Here is a 19,688-nt window from a genome sequence, read left to right as displayed (position 1 = left end):
GTGGTCACAAGCTGGTGCCAACTGACAGACCCAATCTTGCGCATCCCTGATTGCAGGTCGCATTTGCCCATGGTTCCCCACCACCGGCACGTCGCACAGGTCTGCTTATCCATGGGTCACCTCTGCTTTGGTGAGGGAGGCCAGAAGGCTTTCGGCACGTTCGATGGCGTCACCGTACTTGAACGCATGGTACGTGCCGCGCGCGCCGCAGGTATCCAGCACCGCGTTCAACGCCTCCACCAGATCCCGGTGAGCATCGGTCTCCGGGTTATTGGCAGTTGTTGGCAGGGGGGTGGCGCGGGTGTTCCATGCGGCGATGGCTTCTTTCTCGCCGCCGCCGCATTCCGAAAACGGAGGGCCGTGCGCCTCGCATTGATCGCAGATCACGGTCCAATAGCGACGGTCGCCACATGGCGCATCGGCATAGCTTTCATTTCGCGACCATCCACAAAACGGGCAATTCTCCAGCGGCGTATGTGGTGTCTCTGTCATGAGGGGTTCTCCACCTTGTAGGCGATGATGTCGTTGTCGTGGTCGAGAGATTGCCAGCGCCACCAGCTAGGCGGATAGTCCCAAAACCGAGCATAACGACCGCTACTGACGCATCCATTTCTGGACATCACGGTTACCAGCGTATCCGGCGCCACAGGACACGGCCCGCCATCATGCGGAATGAAGCCTTCGGGGAGAGAGGTCATGCTTCGATCCTCACGTACAGTCGCTCCAGCGGACGATCGACATCCACGGCGGCACAACCCAGCGCCATCAGGCATTCGCGCCCGATGCTTTCAGCGCGGCTCAACTTGGCCGGCAGGAGTTGGTGATCGAACTTAGCCACCCACGCCTTGAGCCTGCTCTGCATCTCCAGTTGGCAAGGCTCCCCGGTCCACCATCCGGTTATCTCGTAGGTATGGCCATGCAGCGCCCCGTCAGGTCCGTAGTGCGCGACCTGCAGAATGGCGCTTGCTCCTGTCAGCACCTTCATGCTGCCTCTCCATCGAATAGAGTTGCGACCTGCCCGCGCCGAGCAATGGCTTCGCGCATGTGGGTGTATCGGGACATTCCCGTACCATCCCCGCTATGCGCTCCGCGCTGTTCGAACCAATGGAAGCGCTCGGGCGTGTTTACCCGGCCGGCGTGGATATGCTTGCCCAGCACATGCGCAGTCTTCATGATCGCTTCGACATGCCGACTGCACTTCCATCCATCCGAGCCGCCGATGAATACCGCGTCTATCTGGTCCCACGGGATCGGCAGGTTCTCTTGGCCGTCTTGGCACACCAAGGCGAGTGGCCACCCCGCCATCCGCGGAGCGAAGTGATGAAATAGCTCAAGGGTACGTTGGGCACTGAAAACGATGTCCGGAACCGCGACAAACAGGCAGTGTTCTCGGTTCGGTTTTTCTCGATCCAGAAGGCTAAACAGGCCCGGAACGTCCAGCTCGTTGAAACCACCGTTATCAATGCCGAACTTTCTGCTGGGTTCACGATTGCGATAGCGGGTTAGCGGGGTGAGCAGTTGTCCGACGCGGGCGCCGATCTCACGCTCGCATGCGGCGAGGTCTTGCCCGTTGTCGAGCAGAGCCATCATCTGCCCCTTGCTACCGGGGAGAGAGGTCATCGCAACCTCCCGCATTCCCAGTCGCATTCCTCGCTGCCCGCCTTAAGGCACTGCCCATTCGGCATCAGGCCGCAATCTTCGAAATGCTCCGGATCGTCGTCCAATCCATTTTCATCGCAATCGTCTGGGTATCGGCAACTCAGACACTGCCCATCGTAGGTCATGCAAACTGGGATACCGCAGGCGCTGCAACGTGCCTTGCCCCCGCCCACATCGGGCGCGATATTCGGATCAGGCATGAGGGGTCTCCAGTTCCGGATAGTGCGCCCAAAGCGCCGCCAGTGACGTTTCCGCGCAGGTGTGCGTGATCCAGATGCCGCCCATCTCAATCCAACGGTGGCGGTGCTGATGCCAGTCGTCGATCAGCACATCACCGGGCTTGGCGTAGTCGCGCTTGTTTGCGCTTCGGCAGGTGATGACCGGGACGCCGGGGAAATGCTCGTGTGCCCATGCGACCTTCTGCGCTTCGGCCCAATTGCCGCGCGGGCATCCGGTCAAGATCGTCGGCTGCAAGTGCCGGACGCCATCCACCAGAACATGCGCGTCCGGCATAAGAGGCAGGTTGCGGTAGAAGTCTCCCTTGCTTTCCAGTTCCTGCCAGAACCGCGCTGAGCCGACGCGTTCCTCATACGCGCGCGGCGGCATTCCGAAGTATACCTCGGCGTAGGTGTCGAAGTCGGCAAGCACGCCATCGCAGTCGAGGAAGATGCGGGCCTTATCCATGGCACAGCCTCCCGGCGCCACCATGGTTCGGGACTATTCCGGGAGTCCTGTTGCCGGTTCTTGCCTTGTTCTGCCGCGAGTTTCCGCGAACAACGCTTTTCGCTTGCGCTGGAAGTGCAGGAAAACTAGGGGCTGGCGCGTGTCGGGGAGTAGCGCAGCCTGGTAGCGCATCTGGTTTGGGACCAGAGGGTCGTAGGTTCGAATCCTATCTCCCCGACCACCTTTTCACCACCGCCATCCCGCCGCGTTATTGTCCGGGCACCGTCCCTGGCCGCAGATAGGCGAACATGTGCGCGACGTAATCCGCCTTGCCGAGATCAACGCCGGCGCTGCGCAGGATCGCGTAGGCGATCATCACGTGGAAATAGAACTGCGGCAAGGTCCAGTCCCGCGCGTATTGCTCGGCGGTCAGGTCGAAGATCATTCCATTGGGCAGGCCGTGCGCCAGCGCCCGTCCGGCCGCGGCATCGAGCGCTGCCGTATCGACGCCATCGAGAAACGCGATGGTTTCGGCGATCCGGTCTTGCGCTTCAGCGAGCGAACCCGGCTGCTCCCCGGCATTGCGCCCTTCGTTCAGCAGCGTAGCGACGATCGGCGTAAACGCCTCGTCGCCGAGACGGAACACTCCTTCATAGGCCTGCACGCAGGCGAAACGAATCTGCGTGGCGAGCGGAAACATGTCCGGCGCAAGCCGAACGGACAGAAGTGCCTCCCCCCCATCAGCCGACAACTGCGAGCGTGCCTTGTCCAGCCAGCCGGATAGCGCGCCAAGCATCTGCCGGTATGTCGGCACCACGAGACTGGCTAACGTCATGAAAAGTCCTTTCCGCGGGAGAATGCCCGATGACGGCACCATACGGCCATGCGCACCCACCGTCGATCAGCCAGGCAAAGCCTGCGTCTGGCGCAACGCCTCGCCCAGCGCGAGCGCTGCCGACGAAGCAAGGTTCATCGAGCGAACCTGCGGCCGCATCGGAATGCGCACGCGCGCCTGGCAGGCATCGGCAACCGTCACAGGTACCCCGGCGCTTTCCTTGCCGAACAGCAGGATATCATCGGGCGCGAAGGCGAAATCGTAGACCGATTGGCTGGCCTTGGTGGTGAACAGCACCAGCCGATTTGATCCTGCGATCTCCCTGAAGGCATCGAACCCGGCGTGGCGCGCGATGGAAACATGATCGATATAGTCCATGGCGGCCCGGCGCACGCGGCGATCATCCCACACGAAACCCATCGGCTCGATCAGGTCCACGGCCACGCCCAGGCACGCACCAAGCCGCAGCACGGCGCCGACATTCCCCGCGATTTCCGGTTCAAAAAGGGCTATACGCATTCCGGCTGATTGGCGCCGGCGCGCACGCCATGCAAGCCCTCAGCGTGCACCGGGTATAAGCAGGATTGCATTGGCATCGCGCCGCGCATGAGTATGGTCGGCGCATCATCCGGATCATCCTGATCCGGCCATCGTCACGCCCAAACCACTGGAACACCATGCCCGCAAGCTCCACCTGCCGCTCCGCCCTTCTCGGCCTGATCGCCGCCTGCACCGCGCTGACGGCGCCCGCGTTCGGCGCGGCGCCGGCAACGCAGGACTACCAGGCCCGCGTCGCGCGCGTCCTGCGGGCGACGCCACTGATCGACGGGCACAACGACTGGCCGGAAACGCTGCGCGAACGCGAAGGGAACAAGCGCTGGACGATCGACCTGACCGACCTGTCCAAGAGCCCGGAGGCCTACAACACCGACATCGTGCGCCTGCGCAAGGGCATGGTCGGCGGGCAGTTCTGGTCGGTCTATGTCTCGGCCAATCTGCCGGGCCAGCAGCAGGTCGAGGAAACGCTGGAGCAGATCGATCTGGTGAAGGCGATCGTCGCCCGGTACCCGGAAACCTTCGCGCTGGCACGCACGGCGGCGGACGTGCGCCGCGCGCACGCGGCCGGCAAGATCGCCTCGATGATCGGCGTCGAGGGTGGCGGCCAGATCGACGGCAACCTTTCCATCCTGCGAACCTATGCCGCGCTGGGCGCCGGTTACCTGACGCTGACGCATTCGCGCACGATCGAATGGGCCGATTCCGCCACCGACAATCCCCAGCACGATGGCCTGACCCCGTTCGGCGAACAGATCGTGGCGGAACTCAACCGGCTGGGGATGCTGGTCGATCTCAGCCACGTGAGCGAAGCGACGATGCGCGATGCGCTGCGCGTGTCGAAAGCGCCGGTGATCTATTCGCATTCGGGCGCGCGCGCCGTGGACGACCATCCGCGCAATGTCTCGGACGAAACGCTGAAGCTGGTGGCGGCGAACGGCGGGGTGGTCATGGTCAACTACGCGCTGCCCTATGTCTCCGACGCCTATCGGCGCTGGGCGGCGGATTCGGCGGCGGAAAAGACCCGTCTGAACGCGCCGCCGTTCGGCGGGCTGGACATCGGCCAGCCGGAAAAGGCAGCGGCCGACTATGCCGCCTGGCTCAAAGCGCACCCCGCCCCGCGCGTGACGCTGGCCGAAGTGGCCGATCATATCGAGCATATCGCGAAAGTGGCCGGCGTGGACCATGTTGGCCTGGGATCGGATTTCGACGGCGTGGGCAACCAGTTGCCGGAGGGACTTGAGGACGTCTCCACCTATCCCGCGCTGCTGGCCGAACTGATGCGACGCGGCTGGAGCGATGCCGACGTGGCCAAGGTGGCCGGCGGCAACGTGCTACGCGCGATGGAACGCACGGAGCAGGTCGCAAAAACCATGAAATAGCGGCAGCTTGCCTGGCGTCGGGACCCGTTACGGGGACCGCGACCAATTGCGACAATTCAGGCGCGGTCCAGCAAAGCTCTGACACAAGTCTCCCGTAATCCGAGCACGGACCGGGACGTGCGCGCCTCCTATGCGCGCGCGGCCGAACAGCATCTGGGAGTACCATGCAGCGTTGTCTTCCGACCGGCCTGTGGCTGGCCACCACCATCCTGTCGCCCGTGCCCGCGCTGGCACAGTCCGGCGCGCCCGAACCGGCACAGCCACCAGCTCGGGCGCCAGCTCAGGCGCCCGCTCAGGCGCCCGCTCAGGCACGCGGGCAGCAGGCGGCGGATGAAGGCGAGGAAGAGATCGTCGTGCAGGGCCAGAGGCCGCGCGGCAGCGTGATCGGCGACATCAAGCCCGAACTCACCTTCAACGGCGGCGATATCCGCGCCCTGGGCGTCAGCAGCATCAACGATCTGCTGACCGAACTCGGCCCGCAGCTGGCCAGCACGCGCGGCGGCTCGCCGGTGATTCTGTTGGAAGGCCGGCGCGTCTCCAGCTTCCGCGAAATCGCGACGATCCCCGCCGAGGCTATCCAGCGCGCCGAAGTGCTGCCCGAGGAAGTGGCGCTCAAGTATGGCTATTCCGCCAACCAGAAGGTGCTGAACATCGTGCTGCGGCGGCGGTTCAAGTCGATCACCGTGGAAGGCAAGGACAAGTTCACCACCGATGGCGGGGCGAACAACCCGGAAATCGAACTGGGCCTCCTCACCATCCGCCGCAACGGCCGCCTGAACCTCAACCTCGATTACGAGAACACGGCGGCGCTCGCCGAAAGCCAGCGCGGGATCACCACCAGCACCGGGGGCGACACCCGGCGCTCGCTTGCTCCCTCGGACGAGCAACTGACACTGACGGCGACTTATGCGCATACGTTCTCGCCCAAGGTCAGCGCCAGCCTGAACGGCGAGATGACGGTGGATCGTCAGCATTCGCTGATCGGCGCGTCGACCACCCCGGACCTCGACGTGTTTCAGCGCACCGCCAAGGATCTGTCGCTGCACATCGGCTCGACTGTGAACGCAGACTTCCGGGGCCTGCACAACACGCTGACGACCACTTACGACCACGACGAAGGCCGCACCATCAGCGTGCGCGGCGTGCCGGCGGACGTGGCGCGCAGCACGACCGACACGGTAACGGCGGACCTCACCTCGAACGTCACGCCCTATCGCCTGCCGGCGGGCGACATCTCGGTGACCGCGCGGCTGGGTGGCACGTTCAACAGCTTCGGATCGGAGGCCGTGCGCGCGCAGGTGACACAGCAGAAAGCCGATCTCGACCGCACCACCGGACTAGCCTCGCTGAGCGTCGACGTCCCGGTGTTCGACAGCCCCTCACCGTTCCTGGGCCGGCTCTCGGTGAACGGCAACGTGCAGTTGCAGACCCTGTCCGACTTCGGCGGGCTGACCAGCTATGGTTATGGCGCGACATGGACGCCGCGCCGCGAGGTGAGCCTGATCGCCTCGTTCGCATCGACCCAAAGCGCGCCGACGATGCAGCAGATCGGCAACCCTCAGATCCCCACTCCGCAGGTGCCGGTGTTCGATTACACCACCGGGCAGAGCGTGCTGGTCACGCGGGTGAGCGGGGGCAACACCGCGCTGCTCAGCGCCGAAAAGCGCGAATGGCGGCTGGGCCTGACGCTCAAGCCGTTCACCGGCAAGGACATTACCTTCTCGGTCGATTACAACCACGCCAGCACCGACAACGGCATCATGGCCCTGCCCGCGCTGACCGCGGCGACGCAGGCCGCCTTCCCCAGCCGCTTCATCCGCGACGATGACGGCAACCTGATCCGCATCATCGGCACGCCCGTGAACATCGACCGGCAGGAAAGCGGCGTCCTGCGCTGGGGCTTCAACTTCTCGAAAGCGCTGAAAACCCCGAAAGCGCAGGCCGACGCGATGCGCGCGGCGTTCATGCGCGCCTTTGCCGAACGGCAACGCCGGGCGGAGGGAGCCGGCGCACCGCCTCCGCCGCCGCAGGACGGCTTCGGCGGCGGCCCTCCTCGCGGCGAAGGCGGTCCTCCGCGCGGGTTCGGCGGTCCGGGTGGGCGCGGCCCGGGCGGACCAGGCGGCGGCAACCGCCTCACCTTCGCGGTCTATCATTCGGTGCATCTCACCGAGACGGCACGCCTTGCCGCCGGACAGCCCACGATCGACCTGCTGAACGGCGGCACGATCGGCAGCCAGTCCGGCCAGCCGCGCCATGAAGTGGAAGTGCAGGCCGGCATTTCGCACAGCGGATTCGGCCTGCGCCTGACGGGCCAGTGGCAAAGCGCGACGCGCGTCGTCGATCCATCGGGCACGCCCAGCGCCAACCTGCACTTCGGAAGCCTCGCCACGTTCAACCTGCGGCTTTTCGCCAACCCGTCCCAGGTGCCCGGCCTGATCGGCAAGCACCCTTGGATGCGGGGCATGCGGGTGAGCCTGGCCGTGAACAACCTGCTGAACACGCGCCAGAAAGTAACCGACGGCACGGGCGCAACGCCCTATGCCTATCAGCCTGCCTATCTCGATCCGCTGGGCCGGACCGTGATGATCAGCGTGCGCAAGCTGTTCTTCTGAGGCGGCCGGTCAAAGCATCGCGGAAAGGGCCGGGCTGAGCCATTCGCCCCCGTCGCGCGCGATCAGGCGCGCGGCGAGGCCCTCCCGCGCGGCCAGATCCCTCGCCTCCGCGATGGGGACCGCGCCCAGCGCACTTGCCCAGGCGTCGGCCATCATGCAGGAGGGGTGCAGCACGCTGACGGCACTCGCCGCGCCGATCGGCACATGGCCGGTACGCGGATCGAGCGTGTGCGCGCCGCGCAGGTAATCGCCCGAGGTCGCCACCGCCAACTGGTGCAGCGCCACGCGGAGCGGCGGCAGAGCGATGCCGGCGGGCGTCTCCAGATCGACCCACCACGGATCGCCATCGGGGCGCATCCCGGCCCCCACGCATTCGCCGCCGACTTCGACAAGCGCATGGGCGATGCCAGCCCGCGCCAGCAGGTCGGCCACGGCATCAGCGGCATAGCCCTTGGCCACGCCCGACAGGTCGAGCCACAGTCCGCCCGGCTGGCGCAGGCGAGCCGATACGCCCTCGCCCGCCCGATCGAGCGCGAGGCGCCGCCAACCGGAAGCCGCCAGCGCCCGCGCGATCGTGGCCTCGTCGGGTGGCGCGTCCGGCCGGCGTGGCCCTAGCCACCAGACGTCGGTGAGCCGGCCCAGCGCGGGATCGAAGGCCCCTGCCGACCGTTCCGCCACCAGCAGCGCCGCTTTGATCACCGCCGCGAAATCGGGGGGCAGCGCGGTCCAGCTTCCCGGCGCGGCGTGGTTGTAGCGGCACAGCAGCGACGACGGCTCCCAGTGGCTCATCTCCGCCACGATCCCGTCGAGGCGGGCCTGGACGCGCGCCGCCAGCACCGCGGCATCGTATCCCGCCGGCAGCGCCACGCGGACACGCCAGCGCGTGCCCATGGTGGCGCCTTCCCAATCGACCACGGGCGCACTCCGGTCGAGGCGCGCCAACGCCGTTTCATCGATCCGTTCCGGCACGGCGATCCGTATGCTCGCCGGAACGGTCGATGCCGCGATGGTCACGGCGCCACGACTTCCAGCGTCGCGGTATAGGTCAGGCGGCGCTTGGTCGCGCGCGGCGTGGTGGGCTTGTCATCGGTGAGGCTGGCGTTCACCCAATAGAAGCCCGCGACCGGCCACTTGATGATAACCACCCCGTCCGCCCCGGTCGTCAGCGCCTGGGCATGATCGCCATCGCGAAAGCGCTGGGCATTGGGCACGAATTCCACCTTGAGACCGGCCGCCGGCTTGCCATCGACCAGGAAGCGGAACTTGCCTGGCTCGGTGGTGACGAGATCGTCAGGGTGCGTGACCGGCACCATTTCCAGCCCCTTGCCCGTGGCCTGGAGCACGGTCTGCGTCGGTTCGCCGGCCGTGACGAAGAACTCGTTACGGCTCTGGTTCTGGGTGAGATCGAGATCGGTCGCGCCCGCCGGAATGTCGGCCACGCTGGCGACGATATGCGCGGGATCGATCATGCGGCGCGGCCCGCCGCCCTCGCCCCCCGGACCTCCGGGACCGCCCGGACCACCGCCCGGACCACCAGCGCGCGGCATCGGCGGGCGGTTGCCGCCCTCGGCGCCCCTGCCAGGACCACCAGCACCGGGACCACCCAGACCGCCCGGACCACGCCGCCGGCCGACCATCCAGTCCTCGCCATTGACCTTGAACCTGCCCATCACGGCATCCATCGTGGTGCCGATCCGCCAGGTTCCGGGCTTGTCGATCAGCACGTCGAACGTGCTGCGATAGCGGCCGCGCGCGACGTTCTCGATCTTGCCGGTCGTGCCGTCGGGCGCCTGCACCTGCACCGCATCCACGTTCAGCGGCGCATGGTTGGCGACGAACGGCACGGACGAGGTGGCGGCATCGACCGTGATGCCCTGGTTGGTATCCGACAACACGGTGACCGAGGGCAGGAACCAGGCGTCATGTGCCTGCGCGGGCACGGCGAAGGCCAGCGAGCCCACCGCCAGCAGAAGGGTCTTGTTCGGCATCGATCGCTCTTTCAACGGACAGTGACGGAAACGGCGCCCAGTTCGGAACGCCCGGTGGCCGAGGCATCGCGCACCGGCACGGACAGTGGCACGGAGACCAGTTCCCGCCCGCCGCTCTCGCGCGCCGCCTCGACATGGACGACATAGGCACCGGGGCGCAGATCGGCCGGCAGCGGAATGCGGTAGGCGCCCGGCGCGCGCGTGGCGCCGCTGACGCCATCGGCCGCGAGGTTCAGGCTGCGGCCGCCCTTGCGCCACCAGGTGCGCAGATCGGCCAGCCACTTGGTGCCTGGCTCGTTGCCCTTCTTCTTCACGTCGTACCACACCGCCAGCGTGCGCGCCGGGCCGCCGGCGGCCGGCTCGATCCAGGCCGCGACATAGGGCTTGTGGTATTCGGCGACCGAAAGGCGCGGGACGGTGACCGTCAAGGTGCCGGCACTGGCCGGGGTGGCCACGACACCGGCCACGAGGATCAGGCTTTTTCGCATGGGCGTGAACAGTCCTTCAGTGGATGAAAAAGAGAGCGATGACGAGCGGGATTGCCGTGCCGAGCGCGACCAGCGGCCAGGTGGACGGGCGGTGCCGCGCGTGAAGCTGGAGCAGCAGCAGGCCGGTGAGCGTGAAGATCACGCAGGCGGCGGCGAACACGTCGATGAACCAGAACCACCCGGCCCCGGAATTGCGGCCCTTGTGCAGATCGTTGAAATAGGAAACCCAGCCGCGATCGGTGCGCTCCGACGTTACCTCGCCGGTCTGGCGATCGATGCTGACCCAGGCATCGCGCCCCGGCCCGGGCAGGGCGACATAGACTTCATCGTCATTCCATTCGGCGGCATGGCCGCGCACGTCGAGTCCCACCAGGCCGACCAGGCTGGCCGCCACGGGTTCGGGCACGGGCGCGTCCTTGCGCGCGCCGGCTTCCAGCACGCCGCGCAGGGCGGGCGGCAGCGTGGCCTGCCGCGAAACGACCTTGGGTTCCGCGCTGATCGAACTGGCGTGGTTGAGCGTGATCCCGGTGATGGCGAACAGGAACATGCCCACCAGCGAGACAGCAGCGCTGATCCAGTGCCACGTGTGCAATTGTCTGAGCCAGAACTGGCGAGCCTTGCGCGACTTGCGGCGCGGCGCGGCGGGTGACGGCGGAACGCCAGCACCTCCGGTATGCGGATCGCCTCCGCCCTGCGCGCCGGTTTCCCGCTCGATAACCCGAATCCCGTCCAACGTTTCCTCCAGCCCGCACGATTCCCAAGCACGGGCATACTAGCGCCTCGCGACGTCTGCGGCAGCCTTTGGCATTGTTGCAAATAATTATCAATAGAATTGACTCTGCGAATTAATCGCAATATCCGGGCCTTGAAATTCCAAACCAAGGGGGAAAATTTCCGTGACCAGAACAACGTCGACCGCATCGTTCCTCGCGCTCGGCTGCGTCAGCGCGCTGGCCTTCGCCGGCCCGGCCCAGGCGCAGGAAGCGGAACAGGGTCGCAAGCTGGGCGGCATGACCGTGACCGACACCGCGATCACCGAAGAGCCGGGCCGCAAGCTGGAATCGCCCAAGCGCACGCGCCCCGTGCGCGATACGCCGCAGACCATCACCGTGCTGACCAGCGACGTGATCGAGCAGCAGAACCTGCTGACGCTGCGCGACGTGCTCTCCACCGTGCCCGGCATCACCTTCGGCGCGGGCGAAGGCGGCGGCGGCTATGGCGACAGCATCAACTTGCGCGGCTACAGCGCCAACAACGACATCACCGTGGACGGCGTGCGCGACAGCGCGCAGTACACCCGCTCGGATCAGTTCAACGTCGACCAGATCGAGGTGACCAACGGCGCCAACTCGGTGATCTCGGGCGCGGGCTCGGTCGGCGGCAACATCAACCTGATCACCAAGCGGCCCAAGGGCGATAACAGCGCGGTGTTCAGCGCGGGCATCGGCACCGACAACTACTATCGCGGCACCATGGACGTGAACCGCCGCGTCAACGATCTGATCGCGTTCCGCCTCAACGCCATGGCGCACAGGAACGACGTGCCCGGCCGCGACGTGGAGGATTACAAGCGCTGGGGCATCGCGCCGGCCGTCACCATCGGGATCGACAGCCCGACGCGCCTGACGCTGCAATACTACCACCAGGAAGACACCAATATCCCGCAATACGGCGTGCCTTACTACGCCAGCGCCGGCGGCAAGCCGGCGGGCGTCAGCCGCTCGGGCTATTACGGGCTGCGCGGCGTGGACAAGCAGAAGATCAACGTCGACCAGTTCACCGCCACGTTCGAGCACGAATTCAGCGACAAGGTTTCGATCCGCAATCTGGCCCGCTGGCAGGACGTGCGCCAGCTTTCCATCGCCACCGCGCCGCAGGGCACCTTCTGCCTGGCGAGCGGCGTGACGCCCGCGGGCGGCGCCTGCACCACTTCCGCTTCGGCAATCAGCCCGGTGACGGCGACCTCGTTCGGCGGCCCGGCCACGGTGGCGATCACCGTGCCCGCCGGATCGTACCTGCTGACCGGCCCCCAGGGCAACGTGCGCGACACGCGCAACCAGCTGATGTTCGACCAGATCGACCTGAAGGCGGTTTTCAATACTGCCGGGATCGAGCACACGCTGGACGTGGGTGCGGCAGCTTCCTGGGAAAAGTTCGAATTGTTCGGCGCATCGGCCCTGCGCAACGCCGACGGCACCAATCCCTATGACCGGACCACCACGGCGCGCCACCTGCCGTTCGGCAGCATCGCCGATCCCAACAGCGCCAACCTCTATACCGGGCCGATCAATACCACCCCCACCAGCTATCAGCGCGGCGAACAGACCAATTACGCGGTCTATGCGCTCGATACGCTCAAGCTCGGGCGTTTTCTCGAACTCAGCCTCGGCGCGCGCTACGATCACGTATCGGGCAGCAACCGCACCGATGCGATCGCCGCCTTCAACGGCTCGGGACCGTCGGGCACCGCCAGCGGCCCGATCGTCACCTACAGCAAGGGCGATCGCCTGATCGGCGCGACGCTGCGCAACAGTGCCGACCTGTTCTCCTATCGCCTCGGCCTCACTTATAAGCCGGTGGAAGCGGTCAGCCTCTATGTCGCCTACGGCAACTCGCGCACGCCGTCGAAAGCCTCGGTCAACGGCTCCTGCTCGACGGCGACCTGCAACATCTCGCCCGAATCCGCCAAGAACTACGAGATCGGCGCCAAGGCCGAACTGTTCGACGGCGGCCTGCTGCTCTCCGCCGCCGCGTTCCGCAACGAACGGGACCGCTACGCCGTCGCCTCGAACGATCCGATCGTGCCCGATCAGCAGCTTGATGGCCATTCGCGCGTGGATGGCATCGCGCTCAGCGCCTCGGGCCGGATCACGCCCAACTGGTCGATCACCGCGAACTACACCTATCTCAAGGGCAAGCTGATCCAGTCGGTATCGGACTTCTGCCTGAACAATCCGGGCGCGAGCGGGTGCGCCAACAGCGCGGCCAATCCCGATCCCGGCGCGGGGTCCGAACTCGCCAACACGCCCAGGCATTCGGGCAGCCTGTTCACCACCTATGCCCTGCCGTTCGGCCTGACCGTGGGCTATGGCGCGACCTACCAGGGCAGCTTCGCCTTCGCCGCGCCGACGCTGGCCGCTCCCACCGTGCTGCGTTCGAAGGCCTACTGGGTGCATCAGGCCTATCTGTCCTACGCGATCACGCCGGAAATCTCCGCGCAGCTCAACGTCAAGAACTTCACCAACGCGCTCTATTACACGCGCATCCGCAACAACGGCTGGGCGACGCCGGGCGACGCGCGTTCGGCGGTGTTCACGCTGAACGTGAAGCTCTGATCCGATCCGCGCCGGATCGCACGCCACGTTATCCGGAGCGACCCCGCCGGCCCTGCCGGCGGGGTTTGTCGTTTCGGGACAGGCGTGCGGCAACTTTGATCTGAATCATTGTTGATATGCATTTGCAACAGGCATGATATGCGAGTAATTCGCATTAAAGACAAAGTCCGTCGGATCGGCGCGAGTCACGGAGGCAGATCGTGTTGCACAAGGCTGAAGGGCTGATCGCGGACGGTGATACCGTGCTTTCGTGGGACCAGGTCCACGCGGCGATGCAGGGCGATGCGCCGGCGAAGGCGCGGATAACGCTGGTCGCGTCCGGCACGCAGGGCGTCCGTTCGGCAGCGCCCGCCACCCCCCGCGCGCGCTATGGCGAAGGCCGCCGTTTCAGCACCCGGGCGCTCGTTATCACCGCGGCGGTGCATATCGCGGCGGTCGCCGGGCTGCTGACCGTGCAGCACCACGCCGCCAAGCATCAGGAAGATCGGCTGGTGGCCGTCACGCTCTCGCTCGCGCCGCCTCCCCCGCCGCAGGCGAAGCAGCCGCCGCAGACCCAGCCCGTTCCCACCACGCAACCGCTGCCCCAGATCGTGATCCCGCAAGTTGCCGCGACCCCGGCCGCGATCGATCCGGTGCCGCAGCCGGTGATCCAGCCCGGCCCGCCCACACCGCCGGCTCCCCCCGCGCCGCCAGCCCCGCCCGCCGCGCCGAGCACAGTGCAGGGTGGCGATCTCGGCACACGGATGGTCGCCGGCTCTCCCCCGCGCTATCCGGTGGAAAGCCGCCGTCACAAGGAACAAGGGACCGTGGTGCTCGCGCTGGTCCTGGGGCTGGATGGCGCGGTCGAACAGATTTCGGTCAGCAACAGCAGCGGCTTCCGCCGGCTTGACGATGCCGCGCTGTCCGCCGTGCGCAAATGGCGCTGGGAGCCGACCCTGCGCGGCGGGCAGGCGGTGAAAGTGCGCGGCGTCGTCGAAATTCCCTTTGTTCTGCAAGGCTGAAGGCAGCACTTTTTCATGCTTATTCCCGTTCCCGGCCTGCTGGATGCCGATGGCGTCGCGGCGGTCCGCTCCCTGATCGATCGCGCGCCCTGGACCGATGGCAACACCACGTCCGGCTACCAGTCGGCGCTCGCCAAGAACAACCTGCAACTGCCCGAGGAAGCGCCGGAGGCGCAGCAGGCGGGGCACATGATCCTGGCAGCGCTGGGCGCCTCCCCGCTGTTCATCGCCGCCGCGCTGCCGCTGAAAATCTTCCCGCCGCTGTTCAACAGCTATGCCGGCGGGCAGGCCTTCGGCACCCATGTCGATAATGCCGTGCGTATCCAGAAGGAGACCAACTTCCGCGTGCGATCGGACCTGTCGATGACGGTTTTCCTGGAATCGCCCGAGAACTACGACGGCGGCGAACTGACCGTGGAAACGCCGTTCGGCGTCCAGCAGGTCAAGCTGTCTGCCGGCCACGCGGTGCTCTACCCCTCATCTTCCCTCCACCGCGTGGAACCGGTCACGCGCGGGCGTCGGGTGGCGAGCTTCTTCTGGATCCAGTCGATGATCCGCGACGACGCGGCGCGCGCCAGCCTGTTCGATCTGGATCAGGCGATCCAGACGCTGGGGGCGACCGTGGGGCAGAGCGATCCTTCGATCATCCGCCTGACCGGCGTCTATCACAACCTGCTGCGGCGCTGGGCCGACGCCTGAGCGACCGGACGCGGGCGCAGATGCGGCGGGTGCGTGACAAACCCGCCGTGACCGACTAACGGCCGCCGCAATGGCATCGCTCCGCGCCTTTCTCCTGCGCCATCGCACCATCGCCGCCGCCCTGGTGGCGCTGGCGCTGTGCATGAAGGCGCTGGTGCCGGCGGGGTACATGGTGGCGCCGCAGGCCCGGACCTTCACCCTGCTGGTCTGCGCGGATTCGCTGGGCGAACGCACCGCCACGCAGGTGAGCATTCCCGCCCGCGACGGCGCGCACAAGAACACCGACGCCAACACCAAGGCGCACGATGTCTGCCCGTTTGCCGGCCATGCCTTCCCGGCGCTGGGCGGCGCGGACCCCATCCTGCTGGCGCTGGCGATCGCCTTCGTGCTGGCACTTGGCTTCGCCGCCGTTCCCGCACCGGTCATCCGGCGCGTCGCACGCCTCCAGCCGCCGTTGCGCGGCCCGCCAGCGCTTTCCTGAACACCGGCCGGTCGCACCCGACCGTCCGTCCCGGCGCCTGAACGCGCGCCGATGTTCCGGAAAAGCATGATTGCGCCCATCCGCGCCATGCCTCCGCCATTTCAAAGATACCGGAGGAGAAATCCGCCATGAGGATTTCGTTCGTCACGTCCCTTTCCACGCTGGCCACCGCGCTGGCGTTCACCCCCATTTCCGCCCATGCGGAGGAAGACGCCGCCACGGCATCCGACGCGCCCCGTTCCGACATTCTGGTGATCGCGCAGAAGCAGGCCGCCACGATCGAGAACGCGCCTTCCACCAAGGCGGCGGTAACCGCCGACCTGATCGCCGAGAAGATCAACGCGGTCAGCGTGGAGGATACGCTCAAGTACCTGCCCAGCCTGGTCGTGCGCAAGCGGCACATCGGCGACAACTTCGCGCCGATCGCCACGCGCACCTCGGGCCTCGGCTCCAGCGCGCGCAGCCTGATCTTCGCCGACGGGGCGATCCTGTCCGCGCTGATCGCTAACAACAACGGCAACGGCAGCCCCCGCTGGACGCTGGTGACGCCGGAGGAAATCGCGCGGATCGACGTGCTCTACGGCCCGTTCTCGGCCGCCTATGCCGGCAACAGCATCGGCACCGTGGTCAACATCACCACCCGCCTGCCCGACAAGCTGGAAGCCCACGCCTCGGTCCTGACCAATATCCAGCAGTCCAACCTCTATGGCACGCACCAGACCCTGCCGACGTGGCAGTTCGCCGGTTCGGTCGGCGACCGCTTCGGCCCGCTGGCGGTGTTCCTGAGCGGCACGCGCACGGTGGCGAACAGCCAGCCGGTGAGCATCGTAACCGCGACGGCCGCGCCGACGGGAACTACGGGCGCCTATGACGACCGCAACCGCACCGGCGCCGCGATCAAGGTGCTGGGCGCCGGCGGCATCGAGCATCACGAGCAGAACACCTGGAAGGCCAAGGCCGCGCTCGACCTCGGCGGCAATACGCGCCTCAGCTACGTTCTGGGCATCTGGACCGACAAGACGCGCGGCACCGTGGACAGCTATCTGCGCGACGGCACGGGCGCGACGACCTACGCCACCGCGAACACCGGCGTGACCACCGGCTTCAATTCCGGCGTCTATACCCGCGACGCGCTGCACTTCTCGCACGCGGTGACCGCGCAGGGCGGATCGAAGGCGATCGACTGGCAGGTTGTCGGCACGCTCTACAATTACGCGCACGATCTCCAGAACGGCCCGTCCACCGCCGCCAGCGGCCCGACCGTGAACAAGCTGCCGTCCGCCTTCGCCGGCGGGGCCGGCACGATCCAGCGGCAGGACGGCACCGGCTGGGTGACGCTCGACGCCAAGGCCGCGCTCCATCTCGGCGCGCACGAGGTCAGCTTCGGCGGGCATGGCGATCGCTACAAACTGGCGGCGCAGACCTTCCTGGCGAGCAACTGGCTCGATACCGCCACCCAAGGCGCGCTGAGCACCGCTTCGCGTGGCAAGACGCGCACGCTGGCGGTGTGGGCGCAGGACGCGATCCGGATCACCCCGCAGTGGACGCTGACGCTCGGCGCGCGGCAGGAATGGTGGCGCGCGTGGGACGGCTACAACCTGAACGCCAGCGGCAAATCACTGCCGCAGGCGGAGCGCAAGGCCAGTGGCTTCTCGCCCAAGGCCTCGCTCGAATGGAAGCCCGCGCAGCACTGGACCGCGCGCCTTTCGTTCGGACAGGCGTGGCGTTTTCCGACCGTGGGCGAACTCTATCAGGCGACCACGGTCGGTACGCTGTTCGCCAATCCCAACCCCAACCTGCGCCCCGAGCGCGCGCGCAGCGGCGAACTGGCGATCGAGCAGCAGGACGCCCACGGCACCCTGCGCGTATCGCTGTTCAACGAAGTGATCGACGGCGCGCTGATCTCGCAGACCAACATCGACAAGCCGGAGATCACCAGCAGCTATGTCCAGAACGTGGACCGCACGCGGGCGCGGGGCGTGGAACTGGCGATCGACCGACGCGACGTGCTGCCGGGCTTCGACGTGGCCGGCAGCGTGACCTATGCCGACGCGATCACCAGCCGGAACAGCGCCTTTCCGGCCTCGGTCGGCAGGCTGCTGCCCAGCGTGCCGCACTGGAAAGCGAACGCGGTGCTAACCTGGCGGCCGAGCGAGAAGCTTTCGCTCACCAGTGCCGCACGCTATGCCAGCCGCAACTACGCCACGCTCGATAACAGCGATACGGTGGGCAACACCTATCAGGGGTTCTACAAGTACTTCGTGATCGACATGCGCGCGGTGTTCCACGTGAACGACCATTTCGACTTCGCGCTGGGCGTCGATAACCTCAACAACGACAAGTACTACCTGTTCCACCCCTTCCCGCAGCGGTCGTTTACCGCGCAGGTGAACTGGAAGCTGTAGTCGTCGGAAAGGCCGGGGCGGGCGCGATTACCGTCCGCCCCGGCCCCGGATCAATGCGCGGCCGAGCTATCCACTTCGCGGCTTGGCTTGGGCGTCAGCCAGATGACCATGGCCGACACCACGAACAGCACGGCCAGCACCAGGAAGACGTGGTTGGTCGCCTGCGCCAGGCTTTCGCGATCGACGATGTTGGCGATGACCTGTCGCGTCTGATCGAGCGAAAAACCTTGCGACGAAAGCCGGTCCGCCGTCTGCGTGGTGTTGAGACGCCCGACGATCTCGCTACGCGCGACGCGCTGGCTATCGTCCCAGTAGGTCGTGGCGATGGACGCGCCGATCGCGCCCGCCATCGTCCGCATGAAGCTCATCACCCCGGCCGCCGATGCCGTTTCGCGCGGCTCCACCGCGCTCAGGCCCAGCGCGGTCGCTGCGATGAAGAAGGCCGGCATCCCGAAGCCCTGCACCATCTGCGGGAACGACAGCGTCCAGAAATCGGCATCCGCCGTCCAGCCCGACCGCAGCCAGGACACCATGCCCAGCCACAGGATGCCGCCGAAAACGAGCAAGCGCAGGTCCACTTTCGACGCCAGCCGCCCGACGATGGGTGCCATGATCACCGCACCCACGCCGATGAACGAGGTTGCATAGCCGGCATCGGTGGACGTGTAGCCAAGCCCGACCTGCAGGTATTGCGGGATGATGACCGAGGTTGCGAAAAAACATCCGTAGGTCAGCGCCAGCGACAGCGTGGATACCGTGAACCCCCGGTGCCGGAACACGCGCAGATCGACGATCGGCTGCTCCTCCGTCAGTTCCCAGGCCAGGAAGATCGCGAAGAAGATCACCGCGATGATGCCCAGTGCCACGATCAGCGGATCGCCGAACCAGTCGCGCTCGCGCCCCAGATCGAGCAGGATCTGCAACGCGCCGATCCAGATGATCATCAGCACCAGGCCGGTACGGTCGACGCGCAGGTCTTCCGTCGGCGTTTCGGCCGGGCGCAACACCCGCATCGCGCCGAAGCTGCACAGCAGAACCACCGGCACGTTGATGAAGAAGATCCAGTGCCACGACCACGCATCGCTGATCGAACCGCCGAAGATCGGGCCGAGAATGGGGGCGACGACCGTGGTCATTGCCCACAGCGCCATCGCCTGGTTGCGCTGTTCCGGCGGAAAGATGCGCATCAACAGCGTCTGCGACAGCGGCATCAGCGGCCCACCGCACAGTCCTTGTCCGATCCGGCAGGCGACGAGCATCCCGAGCGTGGGCGACATGCCGCACAGCATCGAGAAGATGCCGAAGCCCATCATGCAGAAAATGAAGGTACGCACCGCGCCGAAACGGCCGGCAAGCCAGCCGGTCAGCGGAACGCAGATCGCCTCCGCCACGGAATAGGACGTGATGATCCAGATTCCCTGGCTGGTGGAAATGCCAAGGCTGCCCGCGATGTGCGGTACCGAAACGTTGGCAATGGTCGTATCGAGCACGACCATGAAGTTGGACGCCGCCAGCACGATCCCGGCGATCGCCAGCGCGGCGCCACGGATCGCTACGGGAGCCTCAGTCGAACCGGCCATGGGAC

Annotated in this window: 19 protein-coding genes and 1 tRNA gene; 8 read left to right on the top strand and 12 right to left on the bottom strand. The window is 66.5% G+C overall.

Annotation, left to right across the window (positions count from 1 at the left end; genetic code table 11):
* Window positions 1–105 precede the first annotated feature (105 nt).
* The 5 genes from F1640_RS14745 to F1640_RS14725 all read right to left on the bottom strand — a co-directional run bounded on the left by F1640_RS14745 (window position 106) and on the right by F1640_RS14725 (window position 2,343).
* Complete coding sequence (locus tag F1640_RS14745) at window positions 106–492, bottom strand: hypothetical protein (protein WP_194919863.1); 387 nt, start codon at window positions 490–492, stop codon at window positions 106–108.
* Window positions 489–698: a hypothetical protein gene (locus F1640_RS14740; protein ID WP_194919861.1), complete on the bottom strand. Its 210-nt coding sequence runs from the start codon at window positions 696–698 to the stop codon at window positions 489–491. The genes F1640_RS14745 and F1640_RS14740 overlap by 4 nt, the downstream gene beginning before the upstream one ends.
* A complete protein-coding gene (locus tag F1640_RS14735) occupies window positions 695–985 on the bottom strand; it encodes a hypothetical protein (RefSeq protein WP_194919860.1) in 291 nt (96 codons plus the stop codon). The genes F1640_RS14740 and F1640_RS14735 overlap by 4 nt, the downstream gene beginning before the upstream one ends.
* Window positions 982–1,620 (bottom strand): hypothetical protein, encoded by a 639-nt coding sequence (locus tag F1640_RS14730; protein WP_194919858.1) that lies wholly within the window; start codon window positions 1,618–1,620, stop codon window positions 982–984. Before F1640_RS14730 ends, F1640_RS14735 begins: the two co-directional genes overlap by 4 nt.
* Before the next feature lie 231 nt (window positions 1,621–1,851).
* Window positions 1,852–2,343: a hypothetical protein gene (locus tag F1640_RS14725; RefSeq protein WP_194919856.1), complete on the bottom strand. Its 492-nt coding sequence runs from the start codon at window positions 2,341–2,343 to the stop codon at window positions 1,852–1,854.
* A 143-nt stretch (window positions 2,344–2,486) separates the two neighbouring features.
* Here F1640_RS14725 and F1640_RS14720 point away from each other — a divergent pair.
* A tRNA-Pro gene (locus tag F1640_RS14720) sits at window positions 2,487–2,563 on the top strand.
* Window positions 2,564–2,590: 27 nt separating this feature from the next.
* On the opposite strand, the gene F1640_RS14715 is transcribed toward F1640_RS14720, so the two are convergent.
* Entirely contained in the window at window positions 2,591–3,157 is a 567-nt protein-coding gene (locus F1640_RS14715) for a DUF1993 family protein (RefSeq protein ID WP_124807699.1), read from the bottom strand.
* A gap of 66 nt (window positions 3,158–3,223) precedes the next feature.
* Complete coding sequence (locus tag F1640_RS14710; RefSeq protein ID WP_194919854.1) at window positions 3,224–3,676, bottom strand: tRNA (cytidine(34)-2'-O)-methyltransferase; 453 nt, start codon at window positions 3,674–3,676, stop codon at window positions 3,224–3,226.
* A gap of 158 nt (window positions 3,677–3,834) precedes the next feature.
* On the opposite strand from F1640_RS14710, the gene F1640_RS14705 reads away from it, so the two are divergent.
* Both F1640_RS14705 and F1640_RS14700 read left to right on the top strand, forming a co-directional pair.
* Entirely contained in the window at window positions 3,835–5,094 is a 1,260-nt protein-coding gene (locus tag F1640_RS14705; RefSeq protein ID WP_194919852.1) for a dipeptidase, read from the top strand.
* Window positions 5,095–5,258: 164 nt separating this feature from the next.
* The gene (locus F1640_RS14700) at window positions 5,259–7,706 is read left to right on the top strand and encodes a TonB-dependent receptor (protein WP_194919851.1); all 2,448 of its coding nucleotides are present in this window, start codon (window positions 5,259–5,261) and stop codon (window positions 7,704–7,706) included.
* A gap of 9 nt (window positions 7,707–7,715) precedes the next feature.
* On the opposite strand, the gene F1640_RS14695 is transcribed toward F1640_RS14700, so the two are convergent.
* From F1640_RS14695 to F1640_RS14680, 4 genes are read right to left on the bottom strand one after another with little or no spacing between them, the layout of a single operon-like run.
* The gene (locus F1640_RS14695) at window positions 7,716–8,720 is read right to left on the bottom strand and encodes an FAD:protein FMN transferase (RefSeq protein WP_309229273.1); all 1,005 of its coding nucleotides are present in this window, start codon (window positions 8,718–8,720) and stop codon (window positions 7,716–7,718) included.
* Window positions 8,717–9,694 carry a DUF4198 domain-containing protein gene (locus F1640_RS14690; protein WP_194919849.1) on the bottom strand — a complete coding sequence of 326 codons (978 nt, stop codon included), beginning with the start codon at window positions 9,692–9,694 and terminating at the stop codon, window positions 8,717–8,719. Before F1640_RS14690 ends, F1640_RS14695 begins: the two co-directional genes overlap by 4 nt.
* An 11-nt stretch (window positions 9,695–9,705) precedes the next feature.
* Entirely contained in the window at window positions 9,706–10,182 is a 477-nt protein-coding gene (locus F1640_RS14685) for a DUF2271 domain-containing protein (RefSeq protein ID WP_124807704.1), read from the bottom strand.
* Between the two features lie 16 nt (window positions 10,183–10,198).
* Window positions 10,199–10,915 carry a PepSY-associated TM helix domain-containing protein gene (locus tag F1640_RS14680; RefSeq protein WP_206694691.1) on the bottom strand — a complete coding sequence of 239 codons (717 nt, stop codon included), beginning with the start codon at window positions 10,913–10,915 and terminating at the stop codon, window positions 10,199–10,201.
* Window positions 10,916–11,078: 163 nt separating this feature from the next.
* Here F1640_RS14680 and F1640_RS14675 point away from each other — a divergent pair, with 163 nt between their 5' ends.
* From F1640_RS14675 to F1640_RS14655, 5 genes are all read left to right on the top strand, one after another.
* A complete protein-coding gene (locus F1640_RS14675) occupies window positions 11,079–13,517 on the top strand; it encodes a TonB-dependent receptor domain-containing protein (RefSeq protein ID WP_194919847.1) in 2,439 nt (812 codons plus the stop codon).
* 200 nt (window positions 13,518–13,717) lie between these two features.
* A complete protein-coding gene (locus F1640_RS14670) occupies window positions 13,718–14,518 on the top strand; it encodes an energy transducer TonB (RefSeq protein WP_194919845.1) in 801 nt (266 codons plus the stop codon).
* Between the two features lie 15 nt (window positions 14,519–14,533).
* Window positions 14,534–15,217, top strand: coding sequence for a Fe2+-dependent dioxygenase (locus F1640_RS14665; protein ID WP_194919844.1), 684 nt, complete (start codon window positions 14,534–14,536; stop codon window positions 15,215–15,217).
* A 70-nt stretch (window positions 15,218–15,287) separates the two neighbouring features.
* Window positions 15,288–15,698 (top strand): hypothetical protein, encoded by a 411-nt coding sequence (locus F1640_RS14660; protein WP_194919842.1) that lies wholly within the window; start codon window positions 15,288–15,290, stop codon window positions 15,696–15,698.
* Window positions 15,699–15,826: 128 nt separating this feature from the next.
* Window positions 15,827–18,103, top strand: a complete 2,277-nt coding sequence (locus tag F1640_RS14655) for a TonB-dependent receptor (protein WP_194919840.1) — start codon at window positions 15,827–15,829, stop codon at window positions 18,101–18,103.
* A gap of 50 nt (window positions 18,104–18,153) precedes the next feature.
* On the opposite strand, the gene F1640_RS14650 is transcribed toward F1640_RS14655, so the two are convergent.
* Complete coding sequence (locus F1640_RS14650) at window positions 18,154–19,683, bottom strand: DHA2 family efflux MFS transporter permease subunit (protein ID WP_125954855.1); 1,530 nt, start codon at window positions 19,681–19,683, stop codon at window positions 18,154–18,156.
* Window positions 19,684–19,688 lie beyond the last annotated feature (5 nt).

Source organism: Novosphingobium sp. NBM11 (genome assembly GCF_015390225.1).
Taxonomy (GTDB): domain Bacteria; phylum Pseudomonadota; class Alphaproteobacteria; order Sphingomonadales; family Sphingomonadaceae; genus Novosphingobium.
The sequence above is the reverse complement of the archived record's forward strand: the minus strand, read 5'-3'. Positions and strand labels throughout refer to the sequence as shown.